Below are 16,843 nucleotides of genomic sequence, written 5' to 3'. Positions count from 1 at the left end.
ATCGCTACGCGAGCGGTACCCTTGTTTTGCCCGGATACCGTATTATTTGTTTAAAAGAAGGTGGGCGTCGTAGGCGAGCCGCAGCACACCGACGGCGTAGTTGCTTGAGTTGTTGTAGCGCATGATCTTTTTGACGTAGCCGGCGAGGTCATCCAGTTCCGGTTTTTTGCAGGCGAAACAGTTGTAGGTATGGCCGTTGCGGCCTTTGTCGAAGGCGAACGAGGCGTTGTCGTTGGCAAAATCGTAGTCGTACCATGCCGACTCCACCGTCGGCATCTCCGGGAACTTCTTCCAGTCGATCAATGCTTTAAACGCGGCGTTTTCGTTCAGGAAGCGCGCCGTGGAGAGGATGGCGTCCTCCATCCGCTCCAGGTCGCCCGTCCCTTCGCCGTAACGCTCGATGAGATAGAAGTTCTGCGGCATAAACTGGGGGATGCCGACGGCCCCGGCGTAGGAGCTTTTGAAGCGGCACTGGGCCGGCGCGATGCCGTTGGCGTAGCAAAAGTCCATCAGTGAGACGATGTTGCGCTCGGCCATAGCGAGGAGCCCCTTGTTGCGCGGGGTATTAGCCGGGAGTTCGCGTACGAGCGTGTTAAAGACGGTAAAGGCGTCGTGCTTTGAGCCGAAACGTCCCAGCCGGGTCTCTTTGGCGAGGATGGCGGCGATGACCTCGCGGTTGACGTGGAAGCGCCGTTCGGCCTCGTCGTAGACGGCCCGATACTGCCGCAGGTTCTCGACCATCGTCGGCACGAAGGTGACGAGGGCATTGTTGGCGCGTTTTTCGTTGGCATGGTGCACCGTGATCATCTTCGGGCTGAAGAGGCGCAGGCTTTTGCCGTCGCGCAGGGCGGTCTGGGGGTCGAGGAGGTAGCGGTTGGCGTAGTCGATGCTGACACCCTTGGAGACGGCCTTTTTGCAGATGGTTTCGTAGGCGTCCAGTCGGAAGGCGCAGTCGCTGTAGGCGAAGAGGGTGCTGCCGAGCAGGGGGAGCAGGAGGGCGGCAGCGCGCTTAGAAGTCAAAACTTTCACGCATTACCTCTTCGATGGACTCGGCACTGTAGCGCTCTTCGGTGAAGAGGCGGTTGGCCAGGACCCCCTGGCCCAGGAGCATCTCGGCGCCGTCGATGGCACTGAGGCCGTTATCGGCGCAAAGCGCCAGGAAGGGCGTTACCTTGCCGTAGATGGCGTCGGCCCCGTAGCGGCTCTGCTGCAGCAGCGGGAGCAGCAGGGCTTCGGGGGCGGGGAGGCTGTCGTCTTCGAGCCCGGCCGAGGTCGTGTTGACGACGAGGTCGTAGCCTCTGGGGGTGAAATCGTCCCAGGTCATCGTCGCGAAGCCGTCGTCGGCAAAGGGGGCGAGGCGTCCGGCGGAGCGGTTGAGCACATGGACGCTCTTGCCCTCCTGTCGCAGCCGCGAGGCCAGCGCGCGGGCCGTGCCGCCCGCGCCGAGGATCAGCACGTCGTTGACATTGTCGAAGTTGCGGATGGCGAAGAGGAAACCGTCGGCATCGGTGTTGTAGCCGATGAGTTTCCCGTTTTCGTTGATGATCGTATTGACGACGCCGACCTCCCGGGCGAAACCGCGGATCTCGTCGCAGGCGTTGAAGGCGGCCTCTTTGTGGGGCACGGTGATGTTTGCGCCCCGAAGCCCAAGGTCAAAGAAGGTTTTGCGCAGCTTGGTGCCGTCGGTAAGGTGTACCCGCGTGTAGCAGCCGGGGAACCCCAGGCGTTTGAAGACGTGGTTGTGCATCAGCGGTGAGCGGGAGTGGTGGACGGGATCGCCGAAGATGGCGAAGAGGGAGGGGGTCAAAACTTCAGGTCCTCCAGGGAGCTCATCAGCGCGCCCAGTTTGTTCTGGACTTCGAGGTATTCGAGTTCGGGCTGGGAGTCGGCGACGATGCCTGCGCCCGCCTGAAGGATCACCTCGCCCGGTTTGACGAGGGAGGTACGGATCGTGATGGCGCTATCCATGTTCCCGTCAAAGCCGAAGTAGCCGATGGCGCCGCTGTAGAAGCCGCGCTTGAGCCCTTCGAACTGTGCAATGAGCTCCATCGCGCGGATCTTCGGCGCCCCGGTCATGGTCCCGGCGGTGAAGGTCGCCATAAAGAGGTCGAACATATCTTTGTCGTCGCGCAGTTCGGCCGTGACGTCGCTGACGATGTGCATGACGTGGGAGTAGCGCTCGATGTGCATCATGTCCTCGACCTTGACTGTCCCCGTCTTGGCAACACGGCCGATGTCGTTGCGTCCCAGGTCGATGAGCATCAGGTGCTCGGCCAGCTCTTTGGGGTCTGCCAGCAGCTCCTCTTCGAGTTCACGGTCGCGCTCTTTGGTGTCACCGCGTTTGCGGGTACCCGCGATGGGGCGCAGCAGCAGTTCGTTCTCCTGCAGGCGCACCATGACCTCCGGTGAGCTTCCGACGATGGCGAAATCCTCGTACTCCATCAGGAACATATAGGGCGAAGGGTTCTTGGTGCGGAGGATGCGGTAGAAGCTGAAGGGGTCCACATTCGCTTTACGGGTGTAGCGGTTCGTCATCAGGATCTGGAAGACGTCGCCGCTCTTGATCATCTCCTTGGAGTCCGCCACCATCTCGAAGAAGCGCTCCTTCGTAAAGGCGAAACTGCCCCCTTCGTCGTTATGCATCGGTACGAGCGGCGTGTAGTCGTACTCGCCCTTGATCTCGGCCTCGAGGGTGCCGAAGCGCTCCGCCATCGCATCCAGGGTCGTCAGCAGGGTGACCTTGTGGTTCTGGTGGGAGTAGACGACGACGAGCTTGGGCAGGATCAGGTCGAGGTCGGGTACCTGCATCGGGTCGTCGAGCTTCTCCATGTAGCTTTTCAGTACCGGTTCGAACACCTTGACCATGTCGTAGCCGATGTAACCGATAAAGCCGTCGGCGTAGCCGATGTCGAGGCTCTTGCAGACTGCCTTGTACGGGGCGGTGTCTATTGCGGCATAGTAGGATTTGAGAAAATCAAAGGGGGAGGTCGCCGACACGTCGGTTTCGCCCGCGCCGTTCGTGTAGCGGGTCTCGCCCTCGCGGTACTGCAGCCGCTCGCGCGCGCCGATCAGGATGATGCTGTTCTTGCCGCCGCTGCTTCCGGCACTCTCGAACAGGAAGGTGATCTCGTCCGCGAAGGCGTTTTTGAGTTTCTGGTAGAGCGCGATCGGTGCGAACTGATCGAGCATAAACTGGGTATGGTGGAACATAACTCTCGCTTCTTACGGTTTGATGGTATAGATAAACGCGCCGGACTCGATCTTGCGGCGGACGTCCTGCAGACGCGCCTTGGCGTCGCTGCGGCTTTTGAACGGACCGACGAGAACCTTGTTGACCGCAGCGCCGTTGATGACGACGCGGTGAAAGGTGTACTCAAAGCCGCTGCGCTTGATGTTGTCCAGGAAGGTGCGGTTGGGCTTGTAACGGCTGAACGATCCGACCTGGATATAGATGTCGCCCGGTGCCGGATGGCCGGCGACTGTCGGTGTAGGCGTCGGGGTCGGTTTGGGCGTTGCGACCGGTGCGGGCGCCGGTTTCGGCTGCGGTGCGACTTCGGGTTCCGTTTCGTCGATGACGATGATGTCGCTTTGTTCGATCGGCACCGGATTGGCAACGTCGGGGGCGGCGGCCGGTTCGTTGACGGCTGCCGGGAGTGTGGCCGGTTCAGGCACCTCGGCTGTTTCGGCCGTTGCGTTGACGGATTCCGGAGGTGTTACCGGTTCCTCAACGGGCTGGGAGACAACTTCGGGGTGGGCCACCTGCACGGGCGAGGAACCGCTCATGCGCCCCATGATGACAATGATGACGATGGCGACGACCACCAGCGTACCGACTCCGATAAGCATCTTCTTACGGGTACCGTCCCGCGCGCTCCGGTTGAGGATGATATCGTTGAGTTCGTTGTGGTGTTCGTCAGGCATGCTGGGCTCCTTTGCTGCCGCCGGGTGTAAACAGGGCGTAGGGAAGATTGATGATGTTGTAGGCGTCGGGCAGGGTATCGGTCGGGAAGACCCGCCATTGCCGGTTCATTTTCTCTTCCAGTTTTTGGGAAATGATTTTACCCATTTCAACGGCCTGTTGTAAAGCGTTGCCGCAGGGAATGTAAAGGTGCAGGTGCTGGGGAGTGGCCGACTGAAAGGTGATCAGCTCCCCGTAGCCCAGGGCGGCAAGGACTTTTCCCGCATGGTGGTAGAAGTGCTTTGCCGCATCGCCGTTGTAGTCGATCACGATAAAAGGGACGTTACCGTCATCGTCGACAAGGGGATGGGCCAGGGTGAGCTGCCCGGCGCGGTGCGCGTTGATCAGCGCATCGCTCAGCGGGGCGTCAATGTGTTTGTATTTTGAAAAGAAGGTGCGATTCCCGAAGGGGATCTGCTCGGCCACCTCCGGCATCTTCTGCCAGTAGTGGTTTCGCACGATCCCTTCGAAAAAACGGGCCTCTCTGTCCATCAATACGTCGGCTGGGAGTAGATGACGAACTGTTGGGCGAGGGCTTTGAGCTCTTCTTTGATCTCGGCCTGCTTGGCTTCGTTCTCGATATCGTCGAGGACGTCGCAGATGCGGTTGGCGATGATCTCGAACTGCTCCTCTTTCATGCCGCGGGATGTCAGCGCCGGGGAACCGATACGGATACCGGAAGTGACAAAGGGTGAGCGGAACTCGCCCGGGACGGTGTTTTTGTTAACGGTGATGCCCGCACGCCCCAGTGCCGCGTCGGCGTCTTTACCGCTGAAGTCGCGGTCGAGGAAGGAGACGAGGACGAGGTGGTTATCCGTACCGTCGCTGACGACCTTGTAGCCGCGTTTCATGATGACGTCGGCGAGGACGCTTGCATTGGACTTGACCTGTTTCGCGTAGGCTTTCCACTCCTCGGAGAGGTTGTATTTGAAACCGACGGCTTTGGCGGCGATGACGTGGACCAGCGGTCCGCCCTGCAGGCCCGGGAAGATCGCGGAGTTGATCTTCTTCGCAATATCTTCGTCGTTAGTCATGATGAGACCGCCGCGCGGGCCGGCGAGGGTCTTGTGCGTCGTTGTCGTGACAACGTCCGCGTACGGGAACGGGCTCGGGTGCTCACCGGCGGCAACAAGGCCGGCAATGTGGGCGATGTCCGCGAAGAGGATCGCACCGACTTCGTCGGCGATCTCACGGAATTTCTTGAAGTCGATCTCACGGGCGTATGCTGAAGCACCGCAGACGATGATCTTCGGCTGGACGATGCGCGCGATGTCCATGACGCGCTCGTAGTTGATGCGGCCGTCGAGTTCGACACCGTAAGTGAAGCTCTGGTAGTTCTTGCCAGAGAAGCTCGGCTTCGCGCCGTGGGTCAGGTGACCGCCGTGGCTCAGGTCCATCCCGAGAATCTTGTCGCCGGCTTTGATCAGCGCGGCGTAGACGGCACCGTTGGCCTGGGAACCGGCGTGGGGCTGGACGTTGGCAAACTTGCAGCCGAAGAGTTCGCAGGCGCGGTCGATGGCCAGCTGTTCGACGGCGTCAGCGAATTCACAACCGCCGTAGTAACGTTTTTGCGGGTAACCCTCGGCATATTTGTTCGTAAATACGGAACCCATCGCCTCCATGACGGCCGGCAGGGTAAAGTTCTCGGAAGCGATCATCTCAAGGTGGTCGGTCTGACGCTCCAGCTCTTTTTCACACAGGGCATAGACTTCGTTGTCAAACTCTTGCAGAAAGCTCATTTTTTTCCTCTTTTGTTTTGAATTAAATACGGCTTCGGAACAAAGTCCCGCAGCCTACGTTAACACTGTGCAGACGACCGAAGGAAGTACCTTCAGGTATAAACCGCACTTACTCTTCCTCATCTCCATCGCTGGATTGATTGGTTTCGTGTTTCAGCGGCTTCATCGCCGGGAACAGGAGCACGTCGCGGATGGAGTGCTCGTTGGTCAGCAGCATGACGAGACGGTCGATGCCGATCCCCTGGCCGGCGGTCGGTGCCATCCCGTAGCTGAGCGCGCGGACAAAGTCCTCGTCCATCTCGTGTGCCTCTTCGTCGCCGCCGGCTTTGGCTTCGAGCTGCCCCTCGAAACGGCCGAGCTGGTCGATGGGGTCGTTGAGCTCGCTGAAGGCGTTGGCGATCTCGCGCCCCGCGATAAAGAGTTCGAAACGGTCGGTAAGCGCCGGGTTCGCGTCGTTGCGGCGCGCCAGCGGGGAGATCTCGACCGGGTACATGGTGATAAACGTCGGGTTGATCAGTTTGTCCTCGACGAAGGCGTCGAACATCTCGCCCTGGAGCTGGCCGACGTTGAGAGTGTCGCTCACATCAAAGCCGTTTTCACGCAGGTAGACGAGCATCTTCTCTTTGTCGTGGACGATGATCTCCGGTACGCCGCCGATCTGGCTCAGCGAGTCGACAAGCGGGATCTCCGTGAACTTGGAGAAATCGACTTCCAGCTCGCCGTAGGGCAGCAGCGTCGGCAGGTTCAGATGGTCGAAGAGGTACTCGAAGTACTCCTTCGTCAGCGCAATGAGGTCCTTGTAGGTCTTGAAGGCCCAGTAGAACTCGATGGAGGTGAACTCCGGGTTGTGCGTCGCGTCCATCCCTTCGTTGCGGAAGTTGCGGTTGATCTCGAAGACCGCCTCGAAACCGCCGACGATGAGGCGCTTGAGGTAGAGCTCCGGGGCGATACGCAGGTAGCGGTCGACGCCCAGCGCGTTGTGGTGTGTGACGAAGGGTTTGGCGTTGGCGCCGCCGGCGATGGGGTGCATCATCGGCGTTTCGACCTCGAGGAAACCTTTGTCCTCGAAGAAGCGGCGCGTGAGCGAAATGATCTGGCTGCGGATCTTGAAGGTCTTGCGCACTTCGCTGTTCATGATCAGGTCGAGGTAGCGCTGGCGGTAGCGCATCTCTTTGTCGGTGAGGCCGTGGAACTTCTCCGGCAGCGGCGCGATTGCCTTGGTCAGGAGTTTGAGCGCGTCAACGTGCAGGGAGAGCTCACCCTGTTTGGTAACGAAGGGGAAGCCCTCGACCTCGATGATGTCGCCGACCTCGATCTGCTTTTTGAAGACCTCGTTGTAGAAGCCCTCCGGCAGGTTGTCGCGGGTGACGTAGATCTGCAGCATCGCACTCTCGTCTTCGATCTTGACGAAGCTCGCCTTCCCCATGACGCGGAAGAACTTGATGCGTCCCGCCACGCAGTAGCGGCGGTTCTCGTCGCGTTTGGTTTCGCTGTGCGCCAGGTCGGAGTTGACGTTCAGGAATTTGTCGATGGTCGTATTGCGGGCCGAGTCGTTGGCGTAGGGGTTGATGCCCGCCGCCTTGAGCGCTTCGGCTTTTTCGATACGTTGCTGGATATATTTGTTGTCAAAAAAAGACAATAGCGATCTCCTCTGTTAGATGTTTAATTTTTTCCGGCATTCGGCGCAGACCCCGTAGATCTGCATGGAGTGGTCCTTCATCAGGAACCCAAGGGCGTCGGCGATGGCGTGCTGCCGCTTCTCGATCTCCGCGTCGACGAACTCCGTGATGGAGCCGCACTCGGTACAGATCATATGATCGTGGTGCTCCTTGGCTCCCAGTTCGTACTTTTTGCCCTGGGCGCCGAAGGAGAGGGAGGTGACGATATCCTCGTTCTCCAGCAGCCCCAGGGTGCGGTAGATCGTCGCGATCCCCGTTTTGAGGTCCGGATAGTTCTCCTGGATCTTCTTGTGGAGCGCTTCGGGGGTCAGGTGTTCGTCGGAGTTGTAGAGCGTCTCGAGGATCACTTCGCGCTGGATCGTGAACTTCAGGCCGTTCTTTTTCAGCAGATGTTTGAAGTCCTCAAGGAGCTGTTCGTACTCGATCGTTTTCGCGGTAAAGTCGTTTTCATGGCTCATTGCGTCTTCTCCTTCAACTGCGATTTTACCGTATCGATGATCTCGCCGGCCTTTTCAAGCGAGATCCCGGTGTCGTTCGTCTCGTTTGCCGGGGCGGGTTCGGGCTTCAGGCTCTCGGTGTCGAGGTGCATGATATAGCTGCCCGTCTCAACGAGGATCGGGAAGAGGATGCTCCCCTCGAGGGGTTCTTTGATGTTGTCGCGTATCGTGACGACGTTGTTGAGCGCGTAGGCGATGACGGCCGCGATCAGGAAAAACTTCCCGCTCCCGAAAACGAAGCCGGCGATGCGGTCGAGCGCCCCCAGCCCGCTGGCGGCACCCAGGCGTTTGAAAAGGTGCCCCAGACCGACCATGACGAGCCAGAAGAGGGCGAGGGTGAGGAGGAAGCCGGAAAAAGCAACAAGTGACGGGCTGTCGAAATGAAAAATATTGTCGTTGAGGAAGGTGCCGACCTCGCCGCTGACACGCGAAGCGACAAAGATACCGCCGATGATGCCGATCAGCCCGAAAAGCTCTTTGAAGAAGCCGTTGAGAATGCCTTTGAGGCCAAGCAGCAGGATGATGACGGAGACGACCAGGTCGAAGTAGTTGAAATCCATTCAGAACGCCCGTTTTGAAATTGAGAAGAATTATAAACAACTCTCACTAAAAAAAGCTTGACAAAGTGCCCGGAGCGCGTTATTAACCCCCTGTTAAAGCTTCCTGATGTATGATTCCCACCCAAAATTGATTATAAGGTATAGAGAGCTATGAGCAACTGGTCACCATCGAGCTGGAGAAGTTTTCCGATCAAGCAGCAACCGACATACCCCGATCAGGATCATCTGAAACGGGTTGAAGCCGAGCTTCGGCGTTATCCCCCGCTGGTGTTCGCGGGCGAAGCGCGCAATCTCAAGGCCCAGCTGGCTCAGGTCTCCGACGGTAAGGCATTCCTGCTCCAGGGCGGCGACTGCGCCGAGAGTTTCTCCGAGTTCCATGCCGATAATATCCGCGACACCTTCAAGGTGATGCTGCAAATGGCGGTTGTCATGAGCTTCGCCAGCGGCCTTCCGGTCGTCAAAGTGGGACGCATGGGCGGGCAGTTCGCCAAACCGCGCTCCTCGGACATGGAAACCGTCGGCGACGTCACGTTACCGAGCTACCGCGGCGATATCATCAACAGCATCGAGTTCACCGAGGCAGCGCGTATCCCGGACCCGGAGCGCATGATCCACGCCTATCACCAGGCGGCCCCGACGCTCAACCTGCTGCGCGCCTTCGCCTCGGGCGGGATGGCGGACCTGCACCAGGTGCACAAATGGAACCTTGATTTCGTCAAGCAGACGGAGATGTCCGAGAAGTACGAAGCCTTCGCGGGGCAGATCGAGCAGTCCCTGCGCTTTATGGAAGCGTGCGGCGTGACGTCGCAGAGCTACCGTACCCTGCGCGAAACGGACTACTTCACTTCCCATGAAGCGCTGCTGCTTAACTACGAAGAGGCCTTTACCCGCCAAGACTCCCTGACGGGCGACTGGTACGACGTCTCCTCGCACATGCTCTGGATCGGCGACCGTACCCGCCAGGTCGACGGCGCGCATGTGGAGTTCCTGCGCGGGGTTAAAAACCCGCTCGCCTTCAAGGCCGGTCCGTCCATGACGACCGAAGACCTGCTGACACTCTGCGATACGCTCAACCCGGAGAACGAAGCGGGACGTATCAACGTCATCGTGCGCATGGGAGCGGGCAAGGTCGGTGACCACCTGCCGGAGCTGATCCGTGCCGTCGAGCGCGAAGGCAAAAAGGTGCTCTGGAGCTGCGACCCGATGCACGGCAACATCATCAAGTCCGGCAACGGCTACAAGACCCGCCGCGTCGACGACATCCTCACCGAGATGAAAGAGTTCTTCCAGGTCCACAAATCCGAAGGGACCTACGGCGGCGGCGTTCATCTGGAGATGACGGGCAAGAACGTCACCGAGTGTCTCGGCGGGGCCTTCCAGATCACGGAAGAGGACCTCAACAGCCGTTACCACACCCACTGCGATCCGCGCCTCAACGCGGACCAGTCCCTCGAACTGGCGTTCCTCATCGCCGATACCCTCAAAGCAGCCCGCGCGTAACCTTACGCGCTGCGGCAACCTTCATATACTAGACAATTTCAAGAAAAGTAGTTAGTGATTTTTCCCCGAGCGGGGATGTGCGGAGCAGTGCGCTTAGAGCGCGGCGGCGTCGAGCGCCTTGATAAGTTCGTCGGGGCGGTTGGACCACTGGATAGCGTCCTGCTTGGAGACGACGCGTTTGCGCACCAGGTCGAAGAGCTCCTGTGTCTGGGTGACCATGCCGGTCTCCTGCTGGTTGAGCTGCATCTGCGAGTAGAGCTGGTGGACCTTGTCTTCGCGGATCAGGTTGGCGATCGCCGGGATGTTGATCATCAGCTCCTGGGCAGCGACACGGCCGCCGCCGAGGCGCGGCAGCAGCGCCTGGGCGATAATGGCAATGATGGACGTGGAGAGCTGGGCGCGGATCTGCGGCTGCTCGTCCCCGCTGAAAACGTCGATGATACGGTTGATCGTCTGCGGCGCGGAGTTGGTGTGCAGGGTACCGAAAACGAGGTGACCGGTCTCGGCGGCGGTGAGCGCCGCGGCGATGGTCTCCTTGTCACGCATCTCCCCGACAAGGATGACATCGGGGTCCTCACGCATCGCGTATTTGAGCGCGTTGGCGAAGTTGGCGGTATCGGTCCCGACGTTACGGTGGGAGAAGAGACACTGTTTGTTCTGGTGGACGAATTCGACCGGGTCCTCGACACTGATAATGTGGCGGTTTTCCGTTTCGTTGATCTCGTTGAGCATCGCGGCCAGGGTGGTGGACTTACCGCTACCGGTCGGGCCGGTGACGAGGATCAGCCCCTTTTCGCGTTTAATGATTTTTTTGAAGATAGGCTTGGCGTTGAGATCGTCCAGGCTCGGGATCTCGATCGGAATGATACGGAAGGCGCAGGCGATATCGCCCATCGTCTTATAGTAGTTCGCACGGAAACGGCCGACTTCGGGGAGCAGGATCGCGAAGTCGAGTTCGTTATGCTCTTCGAACTCTTTCTTCTGTTTCTCGGTCAGCAGGGAGTAGGACATGTCCTCAATTGTTTTGCCGTCGAGGATGGGCAGGTTCAGTGCGACAAGGCGCCCGTCGATACGGATCTGCGGTTCGGAACGGGAAACGAGGTGAAGGTCCGATGCATTGTAGGCAACGACGCTCTTTAACAGTTTACGGATATCCAGGGTCTGACTCATGAGAGAAATTCTCCTTCGTAGAGGGGTTCATTGAAACCGATTATAACATGATTTCCGGTTTCGACAACAGGGCGTTTTATTAACAGGTTTTCTTTGGTGAGCCAGGTGCGTTTCCCGGCATCATCCAGGTTCAGCTCTTTGAGTTTCAGGGTGCGGTAAGTCGTGCCCCGGGTGTTGAAAAGCTGCTGCATTTCGGCACCCTGCGACAGCCAGCGGCCGACGTCCGATTCGCCGACGGGATCCGTTTTGAAATCCACGAAGGTGTAGTCGATGGCGTGCTTTTTGAAAAAGGCGAGGGCCTTTTTGACGCTGTCGCAGTTTTTGATGCCGTAGACCGTGATCATTCGATAATCTTCGGAACGATAAAGAAGTGCTCGTCGCTGTGCGGAGCGTGCGCCAGGATGTCGTCGTTGACGGCGGTGTCACAGTTGGGAACATCTTTGCGCAGTTGCGTCGCATTCGCGGTCATGGCGAAGGTGTCGGGAACGTCTGTTGTGTCAAGCGCGCTAAGATTGTCGACAAATGAGACGATCTCGCTGAGCTGGCCGATCACTTCCTCGCGATGGGCCTCATCGATTTTGAGCATTGAGAGTTTTTCCAGACGGCTTAACAGGGCGTCGTCGATTTGCATGGCATACCTTTTTTGACGTAATGATATTAATTGTAGCGAAAAGATACTTAGAATCTGAGGGCTGCTTTGACCCTGCAGCAGGGAGGATTGATTAAATTGCAATCACTTTGTAATCTGTTTTGCATACTATTTTGTAGTAAAATCCTTTACGCACATTTCAAAACATAAGAGGTGGGTAATGATCAGAAAAAAACAAAACGGACAAAAGGTCTGGGTTACGTTTACGGTGTCTCCTGAAACGGAGATGGAAACGGTCGCATTGTGCGGCGCCTGGAACGGCTGGTCGGACGAGCCGATGAAGCAGAAGAAGAACGGCGAGTTTTATCTGACAAAGGTCTTGCCCGCCGGCACCTCATTTGAATTCGGTTACAAAGGCGGCGATGGCGTCTGGATGGCGGAGAGCGACTGTACCTGCGTCCCTTCTCCGTTCGGCAGCGACAACGCTTTGCTGGAGCTTTGAATGCCCTTTGAATTATAATGCACTAAGGACGACGTAACTGCCTTACCGGTCGTTAAACGGAGGGGTCGATTTAATTGTGAGGAGAGTGTATGAAAGCCGTTGTAATGGCAGGTGGGTTTGGAACGAGGATCCAGCCGTTAACCCATTCGCGTCCGAAGCCGATGCTGCCGATCGTGAACCGTCCGATGATGGAACACACGATGTTGACCCTGAAGGAGCTCGGGATCACCGAGTTTATCGTACTGCTCTACTTCAAGCCCGATGTCATTCGGGACTATTTCAAAGACGGCAGCCACCTGGGCATCAATATCACCTACGTGCTGCCCGACGACGATTACGGGACGGCGGGGGCGGTCAAGCTGGCCGAAGAGCATATCGGCGACGACAACTTCATCATCATCAGCGGCGACCTGGTGACCGATTTCGATTTCAAGAAGATCTTCGATTACCACGCGCAGAAAGATTCCAAGCTGACGATTACGCTCACGTCCGTCGAAAACCCCCTGGAGTTCGGGGTGGTGATCGCGAATGAAGAGGGGCGGATCGAGAAGTTCCTCGAGAAACCGAGCTGGGGCGAGGTCTTCAGCGACACGATCAATACGGGGATCTACGTCATCGAACCGGAGATCCTCTCCTATATCCCAAGCAACGAGAACTTCGACTTCGCCAAAGATCTTTTCCCGCTGCTGATGCGCGAAGGGGTGCCCCTGATGGCCGGGAATGCCGAAGGGTACTGGCGCGACGTCGGCAACCCGGAGAGCTACCGCGATGTCTACGAGGATATCCTCGGGGGCAGGGTGAAAGTTTCGATGCCGCCGGTCCGCCGGCAGTACCCTGACGGCGTGCTCTTCAGCGACGAGCCCTACGAACTCGACAATAGCGTCGAAATCATCGGGACGGTCGTCCTGGGCAAAAACGTCACGATCGGCAAGGGGACGAAGCTGAACAACGTCGTCGTCGGCGACGACTGCGAGATCGGGAAAGAGAGCAAGGTGCGCAACAGCGTACTGTGGGAGCGGGTCCAAGTGGACAAACATGCCCTCTTTGACGGCTGCGTCATCTGCAACGACAACAAGATCGGCAAGAACGTCACGGCGAAGGCGGGGATGATCCTGGCCGAAGAGTGCGAGATCGGCCAGCTGGTTACCGTCGAAAAAGATGTCACGATCTGGCCGCACAAGGTGATCGAGGACGCCGCCATCGTCAGCCGCAGCGTCATCCTCGGGAGCCGCTACAAGAACTCCATCTTCGAGAACGGCTACGTTATCGGGAAATCCAACGTCGAACTCTCCTGTGAGATGGCGACGAAGCTTGCCGAGGCGTTCGGCGCCCAGCTGCCTATCGGTTCGACGGTCGTTATGGCCCGGGACTATAACAAGGGATCGCGGATGCTCAAGCGCGCCTTCGTCGGGGGCCTGCTCTCGTCCGGCGTCAACGTCAAGGATTACAACGGCATTCCCTCCTCGGTCCTGCGCTGCAGTCTCTCTATGGACAATGGGGTCGTCGCCGGCGTCTACTTCCGCCAGCAGATCGACGATCCGACCAGTACGGTTATCACCTTCTACAACCATGAAGCGCTGCGGATCAACAACGAGGTGGCAAAGAAAGTGGAGAAGGCCTTTTTCAAAGAGACCTTCCGCCGGGTGGACTTCTCCCAGATCGGCCAGATCTTCGAGTCAGACCACGCCAAAGAGTATGCCGCTTATCAGAAGCAGATGGAACGCCTCTTCGATACCCACCTCTTCAAGCGCGGCGGGTACCGGATCGCCGTGGACGTGATGCACGGGATGGGGTACGAGGTCTATCCGGACATCCTGCGGGACATGGAGGTGGATAACATCATCTTCAACGCCTATGCGGATGAGAAGCGCCTCGCGAACATCAACTCCCTCGTCAAGCGCTCCGTCAGCGACCTGAGCGCCGTGATCACCTCTATGGAACTCGATGCGGGCTTCCTGGTCTACCCCTACGGCCAGCGTCTGGAGATCGTGTGCGACGAAGGGAAGGTGCTCGAGAAGCAGACGGCACTCTATATTGTACTGACGCTGCTGAACATGGAGGCGCGCGAACGGGGCGAGAAGATGAAAGTCTTCCTGCCCACCTGGGCGGCGGACATCGTCTACTTCGACGCGTTGGAGATCGAACGGGGGCAGTACGCGAACTTCAAATCCGAGCAGATGCGCCAGTACGACCTGGTGGCGACGGGGGAGGGGAACTTCGCCTTTACCGCCTTCGCGACGCACCGCGACAGTATGTTCGCGACGTTGAAGATCCTGGAGCTGATGATCAAATTCGACGTCAAACTCTCCGACCTGATCGCATCGCTGCCGAAATTCTATTACCGCGCGGCCCAGGCGCCGTGCAGCCAGTCCCACAAGGGCAGGATGATGCGCCGCTTCCTCGAGGATGCCAAGGGCAAAGACGCGTCGACCCTCGACGGGGTGAAGATATGGCTCGATGCCAACGACTGGATCCTGATGATCCCGGACCAGTACAACGACAGTCTCAACCTCTATATCCAGGCGGAATCGGATGAACGCGGCGAGGAGATCCTTTCGGAATATACCGCCAAGATCGCGGAGTGGGCCACAGTCTAATGCGCAGAGCATCGCTGAACCTCGCATTCATCTGGCACATGCACCAGCCCGACTACCGGGACAGCAGCGGTGTCATGACGATGCCGTGGGTTTTCCTGCACGCGATAAAAGACTATTACGAGATGCCGTGGCTGCTGACGCGGTTCCCGGGGCTCAAGGCGACGTTCAACGTCACCCCTCCGCTGATCGAACAGCTGAACCTTTACAGCGACCCGCTCGCCAATGACGCCTTTTTGGCGCTCTGGATCAAACCGACGGAGCAGCTCGAGGAGCATGAGCGTGCCTGGATGGTCAAGATGTGCAAATCGACACAGTTCGAGACGATGGTCCGTCCGCTGCCGCGCTACGCGGCGCTCTTCCACCGCGACGATTACAGCCACGCCCAGCTGCTGGAGCTGCAGCTGCTCTTCATGCTGGCATGGTGCGGCAACTACCTGCGCCAGCACAGCAGCGTGGTCAAGAAGCTTTTGGCGCAGAAGGATGCCTACTCCCAGCGGGACAAGCATGCGCTGCTCGAGGAGCTGACCTCCTTCGTCGCAACGATCCTCCCCTTTTATGCGCAGCTGCAGAAGGCGGGGACGATCGCCGTCTCGACGACGCCGTACAACCATCCCATCCTGCCGCTGCTGCTCGATGTCGGGAACGCCAAAAAGGCCAATCCCCACACGCAGCTGCCGGCCAACCCGCTCTCGCTCGAGGGGGACGCGGTGGAGCAGGTGCGGCGCGCGATCGCCCTGTATCAAAAGACGTTCGGTACGGAACCGGTCGGGTTCTGGCCGGCAGAGGGCGCGGTGGACGAGCGCAGCGTCGGCATCTACCGGGAGCACGGTCTCAAATGGATCGCGACGGACGAAGAGATCCTGTTCCGTTCGCTCAAAAACAACGAGCGCGGGAACCTCTACAGCCCCTACCGTTTCGACGGCGTCACCATCGGCTTCCGCGACCACGGGCTCAGCGACCTCATCGGCTTTACCTACCGTTTCAAACCGGCGGACGAAGCGGCGGAGCACTTTATCCGTTCCGTCGGCGGCATCGCTGCGGGAAAAGCGGAGCGCACCGTCTTCGTCATCCTGGACGGCGAGAACGCCTGGGAGTTCTTTGAAAACAACGCCTACGACTTCTTCACCGCGCTCTATGCCCGACTGAAGAGCAGCGACGGCCTGCAGACGGTGACGATGAACGAGGTTGCACTCCAGCCCGATCAGCCGACACTGCCGCATCTGGCGCCGGGAAGCTGGATCTACGGCAACTTCGACACCTGGAGCGGCCACGCCGAAAAGAACCGCGCCTGGGAACTGATCTACCAGACCCGCCGCGATGCCGACCATCACGGGGGCGGGGTTGACCCGGAGACGGCGGAAAAGATCCGGTTCCATTTCCTGGCCGCCGAATGCAGTGACTGGTTCTGGTGGTACGGCGACGACCACGCGACGGACTTCGCCGAGGAGTTTGACGCGCTTTTCCGCGACCACCTCATCGCCATCTACCGTCTGCTGGGGATGCAGCCCCCGGCCGATCTTTTCGAGCCGATCATCACCCAGAAGGGGCGCGATGCCTTCCTGACCTACCCGCAGAGCGCGGTCTCGCCGATCATCGACGGGAAAGAGTCGAGCTTTTTCGAGTGGCTGGGCAGCGGCATGGTCGACGAAAGCAAGGGGTACTCGACAATGGACCGGGTCCGCGGCCCCATCGAGAAGATCCACTACGGACACGACGAGGAGCAAGTCTATCTCGCCTTCGAAGGGGACACCGAGATGCTGCGCACCAAGGGGTGCATGCTGGTCGTGACAATCGAAGAGAACGGCCAGCGGGCAGTGGTACCGATGGCGAAGGCCCTGCAGGACAAGCGGCTCGCCTTCGCCTTCGACGAGCGCCCGGAACTGGCGCTCTCACGCGAGGGGTTCATCGGGCTCGATGTTTTCCACTTGCGTTTCGAGATCACCCACGGCGACGAGATCATCCAAACGCTGCCGGGGTACGGATCGCTGCATATCGATATGAATGAAACTTACGCGGAGCACTGGTTTGTCTAAGAAAAAAGAGCACATGGCA

16 protein-coding genes are annotated in these 16,843 nt (G+C 58.8%); 4 read left to right on the top strand and 12 right to left on the bottom strand.

All coding sequences use genetic code 11. The features are described 5' to 3' along the window. Positions 1–42: 42 nt before the first annotated feature. The 9 genes from LOH54_RS07015 to LOH54_RS06975 all read right to left on the bottom strand — a co-directional run bounded on the left by LOH54_RS07015 (position 43) and on the right by LOH54_RS06975 (position 8,433). Positions 43–1,029 carry a lytic murein transglycosylase gene (locus LOH54_RS07015; protein WP_231018124.1) on the bottom strand — a complete coding sequence of 329 codons (987 nt, stop codon included), beginning with the start codon at positions 1,027–1,029 and terminating at the stop codon, positions 43–45. After that, a complete protein-coding gene (locus LOH54_RS07010) occupies positions 1,010–1,807 on the bottom strand; it encodes a shikimate dehydrogenase (protein ID WP_231018123.1) in 798 nt (265 codons plus the stop codon). The genes LOH54_RS07015 and LOH54_RS07010 overlap by 20 nt, the downstream gene beginning before the upstream one ends. Beyond that, positions 1,804–3,210, bottom strand: coding sequence for an anthranilate synthase component I family protein (locus LOH54_RS07005; protein ID WP_231018122.1), 1,407 nt, complete (start codon positions 3,208–3,210; stop codon positions 1,804–1,806). Before LOH54_RS07005 ends, LOH54_RS07010 begins: the two co-directional genes overlap by 4 nt. A gap of 12 nt (positions 3,211–3,222) precedes the next feature. After that, entirely contained in the window at positions 3,223–3,921 is a 699-nt protein-coding gene (locus LOH54_RS07000) for an SPOR domain-containing protein (RefSeq protein ID WP_231018121.1), read from the bottom strand. Further along, positions 3,914–4,450 carry a DUF1882 domain-containing protein gene (locus tag LOH54_RS06995; protein ID WP_231018120.1) on the bottom strand — a complete coding sequence of 179 codons (537 nt, stop codon included), beginning with the start codon at positions 4,448–4,450 and terminating at the stop codon, positions 3,914–3,916. The genes LOH54_RS07000 and LOH54_RS06995 overlap by 8 nt, the downstream gene beginning before the upstream one ends. Beyond that, positions 4,450–5,697, bottom strand: a complete 1,248-nt coding sequence (locus tag LOH54_RS06990; RefSeq protein ID WP_231018119.1) for a serine hydroxymethyltransferase — start codon at positions 5,695–5,697, stop codon at positions 4,450–4,452. The genes LOH54_RS06995 and LOH54_RS06990 overlap by 1 nt, the downstream gene beginning before the upstream one ends. A 109-nt stretch (positions 5,698–5,806) precedes the next feature. After that, positions 5,807–7,336, bottom strand: coding sequence for a lysine--tRNA ligase (gene lysS, locus LOH54_RS06985; protein ID WP_231018118.1), 1,530 nt, complete (start codon positions 7,334–7,336; stop codon positions 5,807–5,809). 15 nt (positions 7,337–7,351) lie between these two features. Further along, entirely contained in the window at positions 7,352–7,834 is a 483-nt protein-coding gene (locus tag LOH54_RS06980; RefSeq protein WP_231018117.1) for a Fur family transcriptional regulator, read from the bottom strand. Then, positions 7,831–8,433: a CvpA family protein gene (locus tag LOH54_RS06975; protein WP_231018116.1), complete on the bottom strand. Its 603-nt coding sequence runs from the start codon at positions 8,431–8,433 to the stop codon at positions 7,831–7,833. The genes LOH54_RS06980 and LOH54_RS06975 overlap by 4 nt, the downstream gene beginning before the upstream one ends. Positions 8,434–8,583: 150 nt before the next feature. Here LOH54_RS06975 and LOH54_RS06970 point away from each other — a divergent pair, with 150 nt between their 5' ends. Continuing rightward, positions 8,584–9,933, top strand: a complete 1,350-nt coding sequence (locus LOH54_RS06970; RefSeq protein ID WP_231018115.1) for a class II 3-deoxy-7-phosphoheptulonate synthase — start codon at positions 8,584–8,586, stop codon at positions 9,931–9,933. A 93-nt stretch (positions 9,934–10,026) separates the two neighbouring features. Here the strand turns inward: LOH54_RS06970 and LOH54_RS06965 are convergent, their stop codons facing one another. Genes LOH54_RS06965 through gatC form a run of 3 tightly spaced genes read right to left on the bottom strand, consistent with a single transcriptional unit; the run spans position 10,027 to position 11,734 of the window. Further along, positions 10,027–11,103: a type IV pilus twitching motility protein PilT gene (locus tag LOH54_RS06965; protein ID WP_231018114.1), complete on the bottom strand. Its 1,077-nt coding sequence runs from the start codon at positions 11,101–11,103 to the stop codon at positions 10,027–10,029. Next, the gene (locus tag LOH54_RS06960) at positions 11,100–11,447 is read right to left on the bottom strand and encodes an arsenate reductase family protein (protein WP_231018113.1); all 348 of its coding nucleotides are present in this window, start codon (positions 11,445–11,447) and stop codon (positions 11,100–11,102) included. Before LOH54_RS06960 ends, LOH54_RS06965 begins: the two co-directional genes overlap by 4 nt. After that, entirely contained in the window at positions 11,444–11,734 is a 291-nt protein-coding gene (gatC, locus tag LOH54_RS06955; RefSeq protein WP_231018112.1) for an Asp-tRNA(Asn)/Glu-tRNA(Gln) amidotransferase subunit GatC, read from the bottom strand. The genes LOH54_RS06960 and gatC overlap by 4 nt, the downstream gene beginning before the upstream one ends. Before the next feature lie 178 nt (positions 11,735–11,912). Between gatC and LOH54_RS06950 the strand changes: the two genes are divergently transcribed. The 3 genes from LOH54_RS06950 to LOH54_RS06940 all read left to right on the top strand — a co-directional run bounded on the left by LOH54_RS06950 (position 11,913) and on the right by LOH54_RS06940 (position 16,824). Then, positions 11,913–12,194 carry an early set domain-containing protein gene (locus LOH54_RS06950; RefSeq protein ID WP_231018111.1) on the top strand — a complete coding sequence of 94 codons (282 nt, stop codon included), beginning with the start codon at positions 11,913–11,915 and terminating at the stop codon, positions 12,192–12,194. 89 nt (positions 12,195–12,283) lie between these two features. Then, complete coding sequence (locus tag LOH54_RS06945; RefSeq protein ID WP_231018110.1) at positions 12,284–14,791, top strand: sugar phosphate nucleotidyltransferase; 2,508 nt, start codon at positions 12,284–12,286, stop codon at positions 14,789–14,791. Beyond that, on the top strand, positions 14,791–16,824 hold the full coding sequence (locus LOH54_RS06940) for a glycoside hydrolase family 57 protein (protein ID WP_231018109.1): 2,034 nt from the start codon (positions 14,791–14,793) through the stop codon (positions 16,822–16,824). The genes LOH54_RS06945 and LOH54_RS06940 overlap by 1 nt, the downstream gene beginning before the upstream one ends. Positions 16,825–16,843 lie beyond the last annotated feature (19 nt).

The sequence above is a fragment of the Sulfurimonas sp. HSL-3221 genome, assembly GCF_021044585.1.
Classification (GTDB): domain Bacteria; phylum Campylobacterota; class Campylobacteria; order Campylobacterales; family Sulfurimonadaceae; genus Thiomicrolovo; species Thiomicrolovo sulfuroxydans.
The sequence above is the reverse complement of the archived record's forward strand: the minus strand, read 5'-3'. Positions and strand labels throughout refer to the sequence as shown.